The sequence below is a fragment of the Deinococcus sonorensis KR-87 genome, assembly GCF_040256395.1.
In the GTDB taxonomy this organism is placed as follows: Bacteria; Deinococcota; Deinococci; order Deinococcales; family Deinococcaceae; genus Deinococcus; species Deinococcus sonorensis.
Window position 1 is genome coordinate 1,761,536 of record NZ_CP158299.1, and the last position, 13,880, is coordinate 1,775,415.

General features: G+C 69.2%; 17 protein-coding genes. 13 read left to right on the forward strand and 4 right to left on the reverse strand.

Annotation, left to right across the window (positions count from 1 at the left end):
- Positions 1 to 147 precede the first annotated feature (147 nt).
- From ABOD76_RS13960 to ABOD76_RS13995, 8 genes are all read left to right on the forward strand, one after another.
- Complete coding sequence (locus ABOD76_RS13960) at positions 148 to 1,293, forward strand: ABC transporter substrate-binding protein (protein WP_350242570.1); 1,146 nt, start codon at positions 148 to 150, stop codon at positions 1,291 to 1,293.
- 220 nt (positions 1,294 to 1,513) lie between these two features.
- Positions 1,514 to 2,380, forward strand: a complete 867-nt coding sequence (locus ABOD76_RS13965) for a branched-chain amino acid ABC transporter permease (RefSeq protein WP_350242571.1) — start codon at positions 1,514 to 1,516, stop codon at positions 2,378 to 2,380.
- Positions 2,377 to 3,363: a branched-chain amino acid ABC transporter permease gene (locus tag ABOD76_RS13970; protein WP_350242572.1), complete on the forward strand. Its 987-nt coding sequence runs from the start codon at positions 2,377 to 2,379 to the stop codon at positions 3,361 to 3,363. The genes ABOD76_RS13965 and ABOD76_RS13970 overlap by 4 nt, the downstream gene beginning before the upstream one ends.
- Entirely contained in the window at positions 3,350 to 4,186 is an 837-nt protein-coding gene (locus ABOD76_RS13975; RefSeq protein WP_350242573.1) for an ABC transporter ATP-binding protein, read from the forward strand. The genes ABOD76_RS13970 and ABOD76_RS13975 overlap by 14 nt, the downstream gene beginning before the upstream one ends.
- A complete protein-coding gene (locus ABOD76_RS13980) occupies positions 4,179 to 4,907 on the forward strand; it encodes an ABC transporter ATP-binding protein (RefSeq protein ID WP_350242574.1) in 729 nt (242 codons plus the stop codon). The genes ABOD76_RS13975 and ABOD76_RS13980 overlap by 8 nt, the downstream gene beginning before the upstream one ends.
- Positions 4,908 to 4,989: 82 nt before the next feature.
- Positions 4,990 to 5,382, forward strand: coding sequence for a MerR family transcriptional regulator (locus ABOD76_RS13985; protein WP_350242575.1), 393 nt, complete (start codon positions 4,990 to 4,992; stop codon positions 5,380 to 5,382).
- Positions 5,383 to 6,354: an aldo/keto reductase gene (locus ABOD76_RS13990; RefSeq protein ID WP_350242576.1), complete on the forward strand. Its 972-nt coding sequence runs from the start codon at positions 5,383 to 5,385 to the stop codon at positions 6,352 to 6,354.
- 65 nt (positions 6,355 to 6,419) lie between these two features.
- Positions 6,420 to 6,899, forward strand: coding sequence for an AAA family ATPase (locus ABOD76_RS13995; protein WP_350242577.1), 480 nt, complete (start codon positions 6,420 to 6,422; stop codon positions 6,897 to 6,899).
- Here ABOD76_RS13995 and ABOD76_RS14000 read toward each other — a convergent pair.
- Positions 6,896 to 7,984, reverse strand: a complete 1,089-nt coding sequence (locus ABOD76_RS14000; protein WP_350242578.1) for a pyridoxal phosphate-dependent aminotransferase — start codon at positions 7,982 to 7,984, stop codon at positions 6,896 to 6,898. The genes ABOD76_RS13995 and ABOD76_RS14000 overlap by 4 nt on opposite strands.
- A gap of 80 nt (positions 7,985 to 8,064) precedes the next feature.
- Here ABOD76_RS14000 and ABOD76_RS14005 point away from each other — a divergent pair, with 80 nt between their 5' ends.
- Entirely contained in the window at positions 8,065 to 8,673 is a 609-nt protein-coding gene (locus tag ABOD76_RS14005; RefSeq protein ID WP_350242579.1) for a TetR/AcrR family transcriptional regulator, read from the forward strand.
- Positions 8,670 to 8,987 carry a hypothetical protein gene (locus ABOD76_RS14010; RefSeq protein WP_350242580.1) on the forward strand — a complete coding sequence of 106 codons (318 nt, stop codon included), beginning with the start codon at positions 8,670 to 8,672 and terminating at the stop codon, positions 8,985 to 8,987. The genes ABOD76_RS14005 and ABOD76_RS14010 overlap by 4 nt, the downstream gene beginning before the upstream one ends.
- Here ABOD76_RS14010 and ABOD76_RS14015 read toward each other — a convergent pair.
- The 3 genes from ABOD76_RS14015 to ABOD76_RS14025 all read right to left on the reverse strand — a co-directional run bounded on the left by ABOD76_RS14015 (position 8,977) and on the right by ABOD76_RS14025 (position 11,675).
- The gene (locus ABOD76_RS14015) at positions 8,977 to 9,951 is read right to left on the reverse strand and encodes an NADPH:quinone oxidoreductase family protein (RefSeq protein ID WP_350242581.1); all 975 of its coding nucleotides are present in this window, start codon (positions 9,949 to 9,951) and stop codon (positions 8,977 to 8,979) included. The genes ABOD76_RS14010 and ABOD76_RS14015 overlap by 11 nt on opposite strands.
- An 86-nt stretch (positions 9,952 to 10,037) precedes the next feature.
- Entirely contained in the window at positions 10,038 to 11,045 is a 1,008-nt protein-coding gene (gene ruvB / locus ABOD76_RS14020; protein ID WP_350242582.1) for a Holliday junction branch migration DNA helicase RuvB, read from the reverse strand.
- 42 nt (positions 11,046 to 11,087) lie between these two features.
- Positions 11,088 to 11,675, reverse strand: a complete 588-nt coding sequence (locus ABOD76_RS14025) for an SCO family protein (RefSeq protein ID WP_350242583.1) — start codon at positions 11,673 to 11,675, stop codon at positions 11,088 to 11,090.
- A gap of 95 nt (positions 11,676 to 11,770) precedes the next feature.
- On the opposite strand from ABOD76_RS14025, the gene ABOD76_RS14030 reads away from it, so the two are divergent.
- From ABOD76_RS14030 to ABOD76_RS14040, 3 genes are all read left to right on the forward strand, one after another.
- Positions 11,771 to 12,154 (forward strand): hypothetical protein, encoded by a 384-nt coding sequence (locus tag ABOD76_RS14030; protein ID WP_350242584.1) that lies wholly within the window; start codon positions 11,771 to 11,773, stop codon positions 12,152 to 12,154.
- Between the two features lie 106 nt (positions 12,155 to 12,260).
- Positions 12,261 to 12,944, forward strand: coding sequence for a GntR family transcriptional regulator (locus ABOD76_RS14035; RefSeq protein WP_350242585.1), 684 nt, complete (start codon positions 12,261 to 12,263; stop codon positions 12,942 to 12,944).
- On the forward strand, positions 12,941 to 13,873 hold the full coding sequence (locus ABOD76_RS14040) for a proline dehydrogenase family protein (protein ID WP_350242586.1): 933 nt from the start codon (positions 12,941 to 12,943) through the stop codon (positions 13,871 to 13,873). Before ABOD76_RS14035 ends, ABOD76_RS14040 begins: the two co-directional genes overlap by 4 nt.
- Positions 13,874 to 13,880: the final 7 nt, after the last annotated feature.

A 13,880-nucleotide genomic window follows, 5' to 3' on the forward strand; every position in this document is an offset into this window, starting at 1 on the left:
ATCTGACCGGCCGGTTCATGAACAGCCGGCCGGAAAATTTTGGATTGACACCATCTTTAGCGCATGCCATTCTGGCCGCACCACAACTTTTCAATTGGTTGCTCTCCAGTGTGGCTGGAGAGACTACGGATGTTCCTGGAGGCTGCTATGAAACAAGCCCGGTTCCTTATGCTTTCGTTGGCTGCCCTGACCCTGGCCGGTGCCGCCCAGGCGCGTGTGGTCAAGATCGGGTACTCCGGCCCGCTGTCCGGCGGCGCGGCGTTCTACGGCAAGGATGTGCAGAGCGGCATCCAGATGTCCATTGACGAGCTCAACGCGGCGGGCGGCATCACCGTCAAGGGCGAGAAGGTCACCTTCGAACTCACCTCGCTCGACGACCGCTACCTGCCGAACGAGACGGCCACCAACGTCAAGCGCCTCACCAGCCAGGGCATCAACGTGATCTTCGTGCCGCACGCGGGCGGTATCCTGACGGTGCAGCCGCTCACCGGCCGTGACCCGAACTTCCTGCTGGTGGCCTACAGCTCCGAGCCCAAGATCCTGGAGGCCAACAACCCGCTGACGCTGATGCTGCCGCCGCGCTACGACAACTACGTGGCGCCCTTCGTGAAGCAGGAGATGACCACCTTCGGCAAGAAGCTCGGCCTGGTGGGCACCACCAGCGCCTACGGCAAGGCCTGGGCCGATGTGGTGAGCGCCGAGTGGAAGAAGCAGGGCGGGACGGTGGGCACCGACAACGGCGTGGACTACAGCACCACCGTGGACTACTCCTCGGCCGTGACCAAGGCGCTCGCGGACAAGCCGGACGTGCTGTTCATCGGCGGGCCCAGCCAGCCGACCGCGCTGGTGGTCAAGGCCGCCCGCGAGCAGGGCTTCAAGGGCGGCTTCATCGTGATGGATCAGGCCAAGTTCGAGCAGATGAACCAGGTGGTGCCGCAGAGCTACCTGGAAGGCGCAGTGGGCGTGCTGCCGATTGCCGAGTTCCCCGGCACCCAGGTGTTCGTCAACCAGTACAGCCGCAAGTACAAGAAGATTCCCACCAGCGAGGCGGCCCTGAACTACATGGGCATGAACCTGATCGCGGCGGCCATGACCGCTGCCGGCACCACCGAGGACCCGGTGGCGATCCGAGGCAAGCTGGCCGGTGCAGCCGCCACCCTGCCGCGCAGCAAGAGCATCTTCGCCATCAAGAGCGTGACGCCGCAGGGCCACGTGGATGCCGACGTGCTGGCCGCCTACGTCAAGGGCGGGAAGTTCACCCGCCTGCGGCTGCCCACCACGCTGCTGAAGTAAGGCCTCTTCCGGTGGCGTCCGGGCCAGCCTGGACGCCACCCGAGCGGAGCGAGCGGGCCCCCCGCGCGTTCCGGGAAATGGAAGACCTCCGGGTGCCGTTCACGGAGGTCTGGAACCGGACGGAATGCCCACCTGTCCTCGCCCCTGACTTCTGCGCCGCGCTCCTCCGTCCAGTGGGGAACGCGGCCTGAAGCATTCCGGCCACCCTGGAGGCGCTGCCTTGACCATCTATCTGCAACAGATTCTGAACGCCCTGGCGCTGGGCGGAGCCTACAGCCTGGTGGCGCTGGGCCTGACGCTGGTGTACGGCGTCATGAAAATTCCCAACTTCGCGCACGGCGGGCTGTACATGCTGGGCGCCTACGTGACCTGGGCGCTGCTGACGAACCTGGGCGTGCCGTACTTCCTGGCGCTGGGCCTGTCGGCGGTGACGCTGGGGCTGGTGGCCATGCTGCTGGAGCGGGTGGTGTTCTATCCGCTCCGGAACGCGCCGCACATCCATCCGATGATCGCGGCCATCGGGGTGCTGTTCTTTCTGGAGGCGGCGGTGGCGCACCCGCAGGTGTTCGGCGCCGACTTCAAGATCCTGCCGTCGCCCATCACCACCAATGTCGCGTTCGGCGGGGTCAGCATCACCGGACAGCGGCTGCTGATCATCGGGGCGTCGGTGGTGGTGATGCTGGCGCTGTTCTACTTCCTGAAGCGCACCACCACCGGGGCCACCATCGAGGCGATGGCGCAGAACCGCGAGGGCGCGCGGCTGGTGGGCATCAACGTGAGCCGGGTCGCCAGCCTGACCTTCTTCATTTCGGGCGCGCTGGCCGCGATTGCCGCCACCCTGTACGCGCCGACCAGTCTGGTGTCGCCCAGCATGGGCGAGGTGATGAACCTCAAGGTGTTCGCCATTATCGTGCTGGGCGGCATGGGCAGCGTGCCGGGGGCCATTGTCGGGGCCTTTCTGCTGGCCTTCGCTGAGACCTTCGGCGGCGTGTTCGTGGGGGCCAACTTTGCGGACGTGGTGGGCTTTGCGGTGCTGGTGATCGTGCTGGCCCTGAGGCCGCAGGGCCTGTTCCGGAGGACCGCGTGAAGGCGCTGCCGGTGCGCGGCTGGCCCTGGCTGGTGCTGCTGGTGCTGGCGGCCCTGCTGCCGCTGGTGGTGCACAGCAGCTACCTCTTCGACATCGCCATCAACGTCATGATCTTCGCCATCGCCGCCTACGGCATGAACGTGATGCTCGGCTACGCGGGCCTGCTGCCGCTGGCGCACGCGGGGTTCTTCGGCATCGGGGCGTACACCGTGGGCATCCTGACCCTGAAGGCCGGCTGGAACTTCTGGCTGGCGTGGCCGGCCGGGGTGGCGCTGTGTGCGGTGCTGGGCCTGCTGCTGGGGCTGGTGGCGTTCCGCACCCGCGACGACGTGTTCGCCATCTTCACGCTGGGGGTGGGCGTCATCATCACCCAGGTGATCAACAAGTGGGACGCCCTGACCGGCGGCAACGACGGTCTCAACGGGGTGGCGGTGCCGAAGCTGGCGGGCCTGGATTTCGGCAAGTCCGGCACCTTCTATTATCTGGCGCTGCTGAGTCTGGCGCTGACGGTGTTCCTGGTCGCGCGGGTGCGCGCCTCGCTGTTCGGGCGCTCGCTGATCGCCATCCGCGGCGGCGAGGACCTGGCCCGCAGCGCCGGCATCAACGTGTACACCCACAAGCTGAGTGTGATGATGCTCTCCACCGCGCTGGCCGGGTTTGCGGGCGGGCTGTACGCCGTGTACATCGGCTTTCTGGGGGCGGCCATCACCGGCCCCACCACCACCTTCACCATCCTGCTGTATCTGCTGGTGGGCGGCGTGGGCACGCTGGCCGGACCGCTGCTCGGCACCCTGATCATCCGGGTGCTGCAGCAGAGTGTGCAGGGCCTGCAGGACTACCAGTACATCGTGTTCGGGCCGCTGCTGGTGCTGCTGGTGCTGTTCTTCCCGGCGGGGCTCGCCGGGGTGTGGGGGCAGCTGCAGGGCCGCCGTTCCGCGTTTGCCGCGCGCAAGGGCAAGGGGGTGCAGGATGCTGGCATTTGAGGACCTGGGCATCCGCTTCGGCGGCAATCAGGCGGTGCAGGGCGTGACCGGGCGCATCGAGCCGGGCGTCATCACCGCCATCATCGGGCCGAACGGGGCCGGCAAGAGCACCTTCTTCAATCTGCTGAGCGGCTTCTACAAGCCCACCAGCGGGCGCATCCGTTTCGGGGAGCAGGACATCACCGGCTGGCCCACCCACCGGGTGGTGGCGCAGGGGGTGGCGCGCACCTTCCAGACCACCACCATCTACAAGGAGCTGAGCGTGCTGGAGAACGCGCTGCTGGGCCACCGGGTGCGCACCCGCGCCGGGCTGTGGGACGCGCTGCTCGGCAGTGGCCGCGAGCGCCGCGAGTCGCGGGCCAGCCTGGAGGCCGCCCACGCCGCGCTGGCGCGGGTGGGGCTGGAGGGACAGGCGCACCTGCCGGCCGGCTCGCTCACCCAGGAGGCCCAGAAGCGGGTCAGCATCGCGCTGGCGCTGGCCACCGGCCCGAAGGTGCTGCTGCTCGACGAACCGGCCGCCGGCATCAATCCGGAGGAGACGGTCAACCTGACGCGCACCATCCGTGAGCTGGCGGCGTCCGGGCTGACGGTGGTGCTGATCGAACACAAGATGAGCATGGTCATGACGCTGGCCGACCACATCATGGTGCTGCACCACGGCCAGAAGATCGCCGAGGGCAGCCCCGCCGAGGTGAGCCGCGACCCGGCCGTGATCGAGGCGTACCTGGGCGGCCACGCCGCGCCGCACATCCGGGACGAGCTGCGCGCCGATCTGGTGCAGGACGCCGCCGCGCTGCAGGGAAGGGGAGCGCCGCATGAGTGAAGGCCAGGGGCAGACGTTGGAGGTGCGCGGGCTCTCGGTGCGCTACGGGGCCTACACGGCGCTGCACAGCGTCAGCCTGGAGGTCCATCCCGGCGAGATCGTGGTGCTGCTGGGGGCCAACGGGGCCGGCAAGAGCAGCCTGTTTCGCACGCTCTCGGGGCTGCAGCGGCCCAGCAGCGGCGACGCGCTGTACGGCGGCCAGCCGCTCACGCTGGGCCGCCCGGAGCGCTGCGTGGCGCTGGGGGTGGCGCAGTGTCCGGAAGGCCGGCTGCTGTTTCCGCAGCTGAGCGTGGAGAAGAACCTGCGGCTGGGCGCGTTCGTGCACCGGCGCGAGGCCAGGGGCAACGAGTCGGAACTGCAGCGCGTCTACAGCCTATTTCCGATCCTGGCCGACAAGCGCCACGACCCGGCCGGCAGCCTGTCGGGCGGGCAGCAGCAGATGGTGGCCATCGGGCGGGCCCTGATGGCGCGGCCAAAGGTGCTGCTGCTGGACGAGCCGAGCCTGGGGCTGGCCCCGCTGGTGGTGGATCAGGTGTTCGGGGCGGTGCAGCAGGTGAACGAGGCGGGCGTGAGCGTGCTGCTGGCCGAGCAGAACGCCTTCGCGGCCCTGAGTATTGCCCACCGCGCCTACGTGATGGAGGGCGGGCACGTCACGATCCAGGGCAGCCGCGATGAGCTGCTGCATGACGACCGGGTGCGGAGCGCCTACCTGGGCATGTGAGGCAAGGTCGGCCGGCGGGAGGGACCGGGTGACGGCCCCTCCCGCTTGACTTCGAGCGCGCTCGAAGTCTTAGGGTGATGGGGTGACGGCAGCAACAGCAATCGGCTACAGCATCCGGGAGGCAGCCCTTGAGCTGGGCGTCAGCGTGCATACCCTGCGCTACTACGAGCGCGAGGGCCTGCTGAGCGTACCGCGCCTGGACAGCGCCCAGCGCCGCTACGGTCCACAGGAGCTGGAGCGGCTGCGTTTTCTGCTGGCGTTGCGCGGCACCGGCATGTCCATGGCCCTGATCCGGCGCTACATGCGGCTGGTCGGCCAGGGCGACGGGACCGTGGCGGAGCGCCGCGCCCTGCTGCTGGAACACCAGCAGGCCGTCACCGAGCAGATCCGCACCCTCCAGCACGACCTGGGGGCCATCCGGCGCAAGCTGGAGATCTACGACCGCCTTACCGGGCGGACCGAGGGAGTGAACTGAATGGATACCATCACACTGGGACGGCAGGGTCTGGAAGTCAGCCGGCTGGGGCTGGGCTGCATGGGCATGAGCGAGTTCTACGGCGCCTCGGACGACGCCGAGAACCTGCGGGTCTTTGAGACCGCGCTGGACGGCGGCGTCACCTTCTTCGACACTGCCGACATGTACGGCCCCTTCGTCAACGAGGAGCTGGTGGGCCGGGCGCTGAGACCAGTCCGCGACCGGGTCATCATCGCCACCAAGTTCGCCAACATGCGCGGTCAGGACGGCAGTTTCCTGGGTATCAACGGGCGGCCCGAGTACGTGCATCAGGCGGTGGAGGGCAGCCTGAAGCGGCTGGGGATCGAGACCATCGACCTGTACTACCAGCACCGGGTAGACCCCAACGTGCCGATCGAGGAGACGGTGGGCGCGATGGCCGAACTGGTACAGCAGGGCAAGGTGCGTTACCTGGGGCTCAGCGAGGCCACCCCCGAGCAGATCCGGCGGGCGCACAGCGTTCACCCGATCACCGCGCTGCAGACCGAATATTCCCTGTGGAGCCGGGACCCGGAAGGCGAGATCCTGCCCACCATCCGTGAGCTGGGCATCGGGTTCGTGCCGTACAGCCCGCTGGGACGCGGCTTCCTGACCGGGCAGATCAAGTCGCCGGACGACTTCGAGCCGAACGACTTCCGCCGCCACAACCCGCGCTTCCAGGGCGAGAACTTCCAGAAGAACCTGCAGGTGGTCACGGCCATCGAGGAACTGGCCCGGCAGAAGGGCGTGAGCACCGCGCAGCTGGCGCTGGCGTGGGTGCTGGCCCAGGGGCCGCAGGACTTCGCCCCGATTCCCGGCACCAAGCGCGTGAAGTACCTGCAGGAGAACCTGGGCGCGCTGCAGGTGCAGCTGAGCGAGGACGAGCTGCGTCACCTGGACGAGATCGCGCCCAAGGGCGTCACGGCCGGCGAGCGCTACGCCCCGAGACGGTAACGGCAGACCTTCAGACGCGGCCCGCCGACCATGGTCGGCGGGCCGCTTCCGTGTACGCTGCGGGCATGAAGCGGGTGCTGATCACCGGCATGTCCGGCACCGGCAAGTCGTCGGTGATCCAGGCGCTGTCCGGGCGTGGCCTGAGCGCCCTGGACACCGACACCGACGACTGGAGCGTGTGGCAGACCGGCGAGGACGGCCCCGACTGGGTCTGGCGCGAGGACCGCATGGCCCGGCTGCTGGCCGCGCCGCCCGGAGACCCCCTGTTCGTGAGCGGCTGCAAGAGCAACCAGGGGCAGTTCTACGACCGCTTCGAGGCGGTGGTGCTGCTGACGGCCCCGCTGGAGCTGCTGCTGGAGCGGGTGGCCGCCCGCACCACCAACCCCTACGGCAGGAGCGCTGAGGAGCGGCAGCAGATCACCGACCACGTCCGCTGGGTGGAGCCGCTGCTACGCCGCCGGGCCACACTGGAGCTGGACACCTCCATCCTGACGGTGCCGCAAGTGGTGGACCGGCTGCTGGCCCTGGCGGACCTGCCCGCCTAGGCCCGGTCCAGCTCCAGCACCGCCTGAATCAGCCGGTCGTTCTGCTCCGGCGTGCCAATGCTCACGCGGAGGCAGCCCTGAAGCATCGGCTGCTTGTCCTGGCGGCGCACCAGCAGCCCCCGCTCCAGCAGGAAGCGGTAGGCGCGGTCCGGGTCCGGGGTACGCAGCAGGAAGAAGTTCGCCTGACTGGGGTGGGCGTGCAGCACCTTCAGGTCCTGCAGCGCCGCCAGCACCCGCCCTCGCTCCTGCACCGTCTGACGGGCGCGCTCCTGCACGTATGCCGGGTGTTCCAGCGCCACCTCCAGCGCCGCCTGGGTCAGCGCGTTCACGTTGAAGGCGCTGGTCACCTTCTGCAGGTTGCTGGCCAGCTCCGGGCTGGTCAGCGCGTAGCCCAGCCGCAGCCCGGCCAGCCCCCAGGCCTTGCTGAAGGTGCGCAGACTCAGCCGGTTGGGCCGCTCGCGCACCAGGGTCCGGAAGTCGCTGCCGGAGTACTGGTGGTACGCCTCGTCAATCACCACCAGCCACTCGTCGCCGGCGGCCTCCACCACCGCGCGCAGGTCGGCGGCGCTGTCCAGGAACCCGGTGGGCGCGTGCGGCTGCGGCAGGTACAGCACGCCGGGGCCGCCGGCCCGCAGTTCGCGCTGCATGGCCGGCACGTCCAGGCCGAAGTCGGGCCGCAGCGGCACCTGCGTCAGGGCCGCGCCCAGCAGCTGACCTTCCAACACGTACACCGAGAAGTTCGGCTGGCTGAGCAGCACCCGCTGCCCGATGCCGCCCACCTCGGTGAGCAGTTTGATGATGACGTTGCTGCCGGGCGTGACCACCACGCCCTCCGGGTCCCAGCCCTCGTACTCGGCGATGCGGTGGCGCAGCGTGTCGGCGTGCAGGTCCGGGTAGCGGTTCCACTCGCGGGCCAGCATCCGCTCTGCGGCCAGCCGCTTCAGCTCGGCCGGGAAGTCCTCGGGGCTCTCGTTCTGATCCAGCTTGATGGGAGCGTCAATCGGGGTGAACGGATAGGCGGGCGTGGCGCGCACCGCGTCGCGCACGCCGCCCAGCAGGGGGGAGGGAAGGGCAGCCTCGGTCATGGGCCGCATGATACCCCCGCAGGCCGGACCGGCCGGTGGCCGGTGTACCATAGACGAACAGGCTCCGCGCCTTCCCACTCATGCCCAGAACCCCAGACGCCGAGACCACACCGCTCAAGACCCGCCGCGAACAGATCTACGAGGTGGCCGGGCAGCTGTTCAGCGAGCGCGGCTACCACGGCACCAGCATGCGCGATCTGGCCGCCCGGCTGGGCATTCAGGGCGGCAGCCTCTATGCCCACATCGCCAGCAAGGAGGAGCTGCTGGTGGAACTGGTGGAACGGGCCGCCCATCAGTTCGACGAGGCGCTGTTCAGCCTGAGCGCCGCCGACCTGCCGCCGGAAGCCAAGCTGCGCGAAGCGATGCGCCGGCACCTGGAGGTGGTGGCGCAGAACATGGACAGCGCCACCGTGTTCTTCCACGAGTGGAAGCACCTGAGCCCGCCCGCCTACCAGCGCGTGACCGCCTGGCGCGACACCATTGACCACTTCTACCGCGAGCTGATTCAGGAGGGCATCCGGAGTGGCGACTTCCGCGCCGACCTGGACGTCAAGATGAGCGCCTATCTGGTGCTGAGCGCCGTGAACTGGGCCTACACCTGGTACCGTCCCGGAGGCTCGCTGACGCCGGGGCAGGTGGTGGACCAGTTCGGGCAGATGCTGCTGGACGGCCTGAGGAGCCAGCCATGACCACCATGAGCAACCCCACCGCCACCTACAAGGTGCGCGAGGCCCTCAAATTCGCCCAGCAGCGGGCCGCGAAGCGGGGCCGCACCCAGCAGGTGGAGCTCCCGAACGACCTGTTCATCCGCATCGCGCCGGGCGGGCGCCGCTTCCTGCTGTTCCAGCTGGAGGGCGAACCGACCATGGAGGCCGCCGAGGCCATCGCCGCGGTGCTGGACCTGCACAATCCCAGCTACGGCTGGCACCAGGGCCAGACACTGCGGAGTCTGACCGTGGTGGAGGAGGGGGCCGGCGAGGCCCCCACGCCCGCTACGGAATGATCACGACCTTGCCGGTGACGCGGCGCTCCGCCATGTCGTTCAGTGCCTGCGGCACCGCGCTCAGCGGGTAGCGCGCCGAGATCAGCGGGCGCAGGCTGCCGTCACGGATCCAGCCGAGCATCGTCTGCAGGTTGGCCAGGTTGGCGCGCGGGTCGCGGCGGGCGAACTCGCCCCAGAACACGCCCACCAGCGACGCCCCCTTGAGCAGCGCCAGATTCAGCGGCAGGCTGGGAATGTCGCCGGCGGCGAAGCCCACCACCAGGTAGCGCCCGCCCCAGCCGATGCTGCGGAAGGCCGGCTCCGCGTAGGGACCGCCCACCGGGTCGTAGATCACGTCCGGCCCCTGGCCGCCGGTCAGCGCCTTGAGCCGCGCGCGCAGGTCCTCACGGCTGTAGTCGATGGTCTCGTCGGCCCCATGCTCGCGGCAGATGGCCAGCTTCTCCGGCGTGCTGGCCGCCGCGATCACCCGCGCGCCCAGCCGCTTCCCGATCTCGATGGCCGCCAGTCCCACGCCACCCGCCGCGCCCAGCACCAGCATCGTCTCGCCCGCCTGCAGCCGCGCCCGGTCCACCACCGCGTGGTACGACGTGCCGTAGGCGAGCGTGAAGGCGGCGGCCGTGTCGAAGTCCAGGCCCTCCGGCATCGGCAGCACCATGCTGGCCGGGGCCTTGGCATGGGTGGCGAAGCCGCCCACGTTCAGGAAGGCCATGGCGTGGTCGCCCGGCTTCAGGTGCCGCACGCCCTCGCCCACCGCCGTGACCACGCCGGCCACCTCCGAGCCGGGGGTGAACGGCAGCTCCGGCTTCATCTGGTACTTGCCCTGCACGATCAGCACGTCCGGAAAGTTGACCCCGGCGGCCCGCACCTGCAGCACCACTTCGCCGGCTTCCGGCACCGGGTCCGGCAACGTCTCCACGGTCAGCGACTCCGGCGGTCCCCAGGCCCTGCACACCACTGCGTCCATGTGTCGCCCCCTCAGGTTGGAATTGCACCGAGTATAGGCAAAAAGACAGGAGGCCGGTCACCGGCCTCCTGTGGAGTGACTTTTCTTCAGTTGAAGCTGCCGAGCCCCAGTTCCTGCTCCGCGCTGCCCGACACCGGCAGGCCCAGGTGGTCATAGGCGTGGGCGGTGGCGACGCGGCCCCGGGGGGTGCGCTTGATGAAGCCCAGCTGGATCAGGTACGGCTCGTACACGTCCTCCAGCGTCAGCGCGTCCTCGCTGATGGCGGTCGCCAGGGTATCCACGCCCACCGGACCGCCGGCGAAGCGGTGAATCAGCGTCTCCAGGTACTTCTTGTCGCGGTCGTCCAGGCCGGCGGTGTCCAGGCCCAGCTTGTCCAGGGCGTCGTGGGCGCGCGGCAGGTGGATGTGCGGCTCACCGGCCACCTCGGCGTAGTCGCGCACGCGGCGCAGCAGCCGCTTGGCGATGCGCATGGTGCCGCGCGAGCGGGCCCCGATCTCGATGGCCGCCTCCTCGTCCAGGCCAAAGCCCATCAGCCGGGCGTCGCGCAGCAGGTTCACGCCGATCTCCTCGGCGGTGTAGTACTCCAGGTGCTCGATGATGCCGAAGCGGCTGCGCATGGGGGCGGTGATCAGGCCCGGGCGGGTGGTGGCGCCCACCAGCGTGAAGCGCGGCAGCGGCAGCTCGATGGTGCGGGCGGCCGGTCCCTGGCCCAGCACGATGTCCAGCTTGAAGTCCTCCATGGCCGGGTACAGGTGCTCCTCGGCCACCCGGCCCAGCCGGTGGATCTCGTCAATGAACAGCACGTCGCCCTCTTCCAGGCTGTTGGTCAGGATGGCGGCCAGGTCGCCCGGCTTCTCGATGGCCGGCCCGGAGGTGACGCGCACGTTCACGCCCAGCTCGTGCGCGATGATGTGCGCCAGGGTGGTCTTGCCCAGGCCAGGAGGCCCGAACAGCAGGGTGTGGTCCAGCGCTTCCTTGCGGCCGCGCGCCGCCTGCAGATAAACGCTCAGCTTCTCCTTGAGCCGCACCTGACCGACATACTCGGCCAGGGTCTTGGGGCGCAGGGCGGCATCGGTGGTCTCGGGAGCAGACATGCCGTCTATATTATGCTATTTACGAAAAAAACACCAGCAGCTCTACTCGCGCAGCAGGGTGGGCAGGTCGGCGCCCAGGTCGCCGCGCGCCACCGCCTCGTTGTTGTAGACCCGGATAAACTGCCCGGCGCGGTCCACCAGCGCCACGCCGTCGCCGTGGACCATGCTGATGGGCGTGTCGCCGGGTGCCGCGTACACGTACAGCGCCTGCTCGGCGGCGCGGATGTGCCCGGCGCTGCCGGTCAGCCCCTGGAAGTCCGGGTTGAAGCTGGCAAGGTAGCGGCGCAACACGGCCGGCGTGTCGAAGGCCGGGTCCACCGTGACCAGCTGTACCAGCAGCCGCGCCTGCTGCGCCGGGCTCAGCGCCTCGTAGGTGCGCGCCAGCATGCCCAGCGTGGCCGGGCACACGTCCGGGCAGCGGGTGTACCCGAAGAACACCAGCCGCAGCCGACCCTGGCTGTTGTGCAGGTCCTGCGGCTGGCCGTCGTCGCGGGTCAGCGGCACGCTGCTGATGACGCGGGGCCGTTCCAGCGCTGTGCCATGCAGCTCGTGCGGGCCATACGTGCGCCAAGCCAGCACCCCGCCCATCACGGCGGCCAGCGCCAGCAGCACTGCGGTCAGCCACTTCATGCGGGCAGTCTAGCGGGCAGGTCAGGGCGGGGTGTCCCGGCGAACTGTGACGGTCTGGGCGGCTGGCCCCGGGCCCACCCGGTACACTGGCCTCCATGAGCGACCACAGCGAGCGCGACGTGCTGCGCGAACTCTTTCCGGGAACAGCCAGGGAGCTGTTCGGAGACCACGAACCGCCGCGCGTCACCCTGGGCCTGTACCCGGTGGCCGATGGGCGGATGGCCCTGATCAGCGGCGGGCAGCTGGCCGAGCTGGAGCCGCTGGAGCAGCGCGGCAGCAAGGCCGCCCACTGCGACCTGTGTCACGTGACCCGCTCGCGCAGCGATGTGGGCATCTTCCGGGCCCGCAGCGGCGAACGGCTGTACATGTACCTGACGCTCTGCCTGAACACCGAGCACTGCCAGCGCCGGGCCGGAACCCACGGCCTGGAAGCGCTGGCCGCGCGGGTGATGGGCGGCGGCGTGGGCAGCCCGGAGTAGAGAGGCAGCAGCTGTCAGAACGAAGAGGGAGGGCAGGCGACGACTAAATACAGTCGTCGCCTGCTTCGCTCCACATCCTGGCAATTTTTTGTATACAATATCCATAATGTTCGAGCGACCCACCCTGATTCGTGATGGCGTGTATGCCCATCTGCGCGAGGCGATCCTGAACGGTGAGTTCGCGCCGGCGGAGCGGCTGGGCGAGGTGGAACTGACTGAGCGCCTCGGCGTGAGCCGCACCCCGATCCGTGAGGCCATTCAGCGGCTCACCCAGGAGGGCCTGCTGGAGGGCCTGCCGGGTCGGGGCGTGCGGGTGCGGGTGGTGAGCGCCGGCGAGGCCCGCGACACCTACACGGTGCGCGAGACGCTGGACGGGCTGGCCGCCTCGCTGGCGGCGCTGGCCCACACCGAGCAGGACGCCGCGCAGCTCCGGGCCGCCCTGAGCGAACTGGAAGCTGCCCCCGACGACGACTACCGCGAGCAGACCCGCCTGGACCTGACCTTTCACCGCCGCCTGACCCAGGCGGCCCACAACAGCGCCCTGAACGACCTGGCGCGCGATCTGGAGCAGCGGGTGGCGCTGATCAAGCATCAGACGCGTGTCTACAACCAGCACCCGCAGACCAGCGCGCAGCACCACGCGATTCTGGCGGCGGTGCTGGCCCGCGACCCGGAGGCGGCCCGCGCCGCCGCTGCCCTGCACGTCCGGACCTTCGCCGGTCTGGTGATGGGCAACCTGGAAGCCGGCCGCAGCGATGACCCCACCACTCAGCCAAGGAGACCCTCATGATTGACCGTATCTACCGTTCCACCGTGCTCGGCGTGGCCGGGCGCAAGCCGATTGAACAGCTGGTCCGCACCCGGGCCTGGGGAGTGGCACAGCGCTTCGTGGCCGGCGAGGAGAGCAGCACCGCCATCGCTGCCGTGCAGGAGCTGGCCCAGGACGGCATCCTGGGGAATCTGGACCTGCTGGGCGAGTTCGTGAGCAGCCCCGAGACGGCCAACACGTTCGCAGAGCAGGTGCTGGCGCTCCAGACGCAGGCGGCGGCAGCCGGCATCCGGCCCTACGTCTCGGTGAAGCTGAGCAGCGTGGGCCAGGGGCAGACGGTGGAAGGCGCCGACCTGGGCCTCACCAATGCCCGCCGCATCGTGGGTCAGGCGAAGCGCCTGGGCGGCTTCGTGTGCCTGGACATGGAGGACCATCCGCGGGTGGACCAGACGCTGGAGCAGTTCCGGGTGCTGGTCAATGAGTTCGGACACGACACGGTGGGCACCGTGCTGCAGAGCTACCTCTACCGCTCCGAGGCAGACCGGGCCAGCCTGGACGACCTGCAGCCGAACCTGCGGATCGTCAAGGGGGCCTACCTGGAGCCGGCCAGCGTCGCCATGCCCGATAAGGCGGACGTGGACGCCAGCTACCGCCGGCTGGTGTACGCGCACCTGAAGGCCGGCAACTACACCAACGTGGCCAGCCACGACGAGAGCATCATCCAGGACGTCAAGCACTTCGTGCTGGCCCACGGCATTCCCAAGACGCAGTTCGAGTTCCAGATGCTCTACGGCATCCGCCGCGACCTGCAGCGCGAACTGGCGCAGCAGGGCTACACCGTGCGGGCCTACATCCCGTATGGCCGCGACTGGTACGCCTACTTCAGCCGCCGCATCGCCGAGCGCCCCGCCAACGTGATGTTCGTGCTGCGCGGCATGCTCAAGGGCTGAAGCAAAG

Coding starts and splice junctions, on each gene's coding strand:
- ABOD76_RS13960 (WP_350242570.1), top strand. CDS start 148: ATGAAACAAGCCCGGTTCCTTATGCTTTCGTTGGCTGCCCTGACCCTG.
- ABOD76_RS14005 (WP_350242579.1), top strand. CDS start 8,065: ATGCCCAGAACCCCAGACGCCGAGACCACACCGCTCAAGACCCGCCGC.
- ABOD76_RS14040 (WP_350242586.1), top strand. CDS start 12,941: ATGATTGACCGTATCTACCGTTCCACCGTGCTCGGCGTGGCCGGGCGC.
- ABOD76_RS13980 (WP_350242574.1), top strand. CDS start 4,179: ATGAGTGAAGGCCAGGGGCAGACGTTGGAGGTGCGCGGGCTCTCGGTG.
- ABOD76_RS14025 (WP_350242583.1), bottom strand. CDS start 11,675: ATGAAGTGGCTGACCGCAGTGCTGCTGGCGCTGGCCGCCGTGATGGGC.
- ABOD76_RS14010 (WP_350242580.1), top strand. CDS start 8,670: ATGACCACCATGAGCAACCCCACCGCCACCTACAAGGTGCGCGAGGCC.
- ABOD76_RS14030 (WP_350242584.1), top strand. CDS start 11,771: ATGAGCGACCACAGCGAGCGCGACGTGCTGCGCGAACTCTTTCCGGGA.
- ABOD76_RS14035 (WP_350242585.1), top strand. CDS start 12,261: ATGTTCGAGCGACCCACCCTGATTCGTGATGGCGTGTATGCCCATCTG.
- ABOD76_RS13990 (WP_350242576.1), top strand. CDS start 5,383: ATGGATACCATCACACTGGGACGGCAGGGTCTGGAAGTCAGCCGGCTG.
- ABOD76_RS14000 (WP_350242578.1), bottom strand. CDS start 7,984: ATGACCGAGGCTGCCCTTCCCTCCCCCCTGCTGGGCGGCGTGCGCGAC.
- ruvB (WP_350242582.1), bottom strand. CDS start 11,045: ATGTCTGCTCCCGAGACCACCGATGCCGCCCTGCGCCCCAAGACCCTG.
- ABOD76_RS14015 (WP_350242581.1), bottom strand. CDS start 9,951: ATGGACGCAGTGGTGTGCAGGGCCTGGGGACCGCCGGAGTCGCTGACC.
- ABOD76_RS13995 (WP_350242577.1), top strand. CDS start 6,420: ATGAAGCGGGTGCTGATCACCGGCATGTCCGGCACCGGCAAGTCGTCG.
- ABOD76_RS13975 (WP_350242573.1), top strand. CDS start 3,350: ATGCTGGCATTTGAGGACCTGGGCATCCGCTTCGGCGGCAATCAGGCG.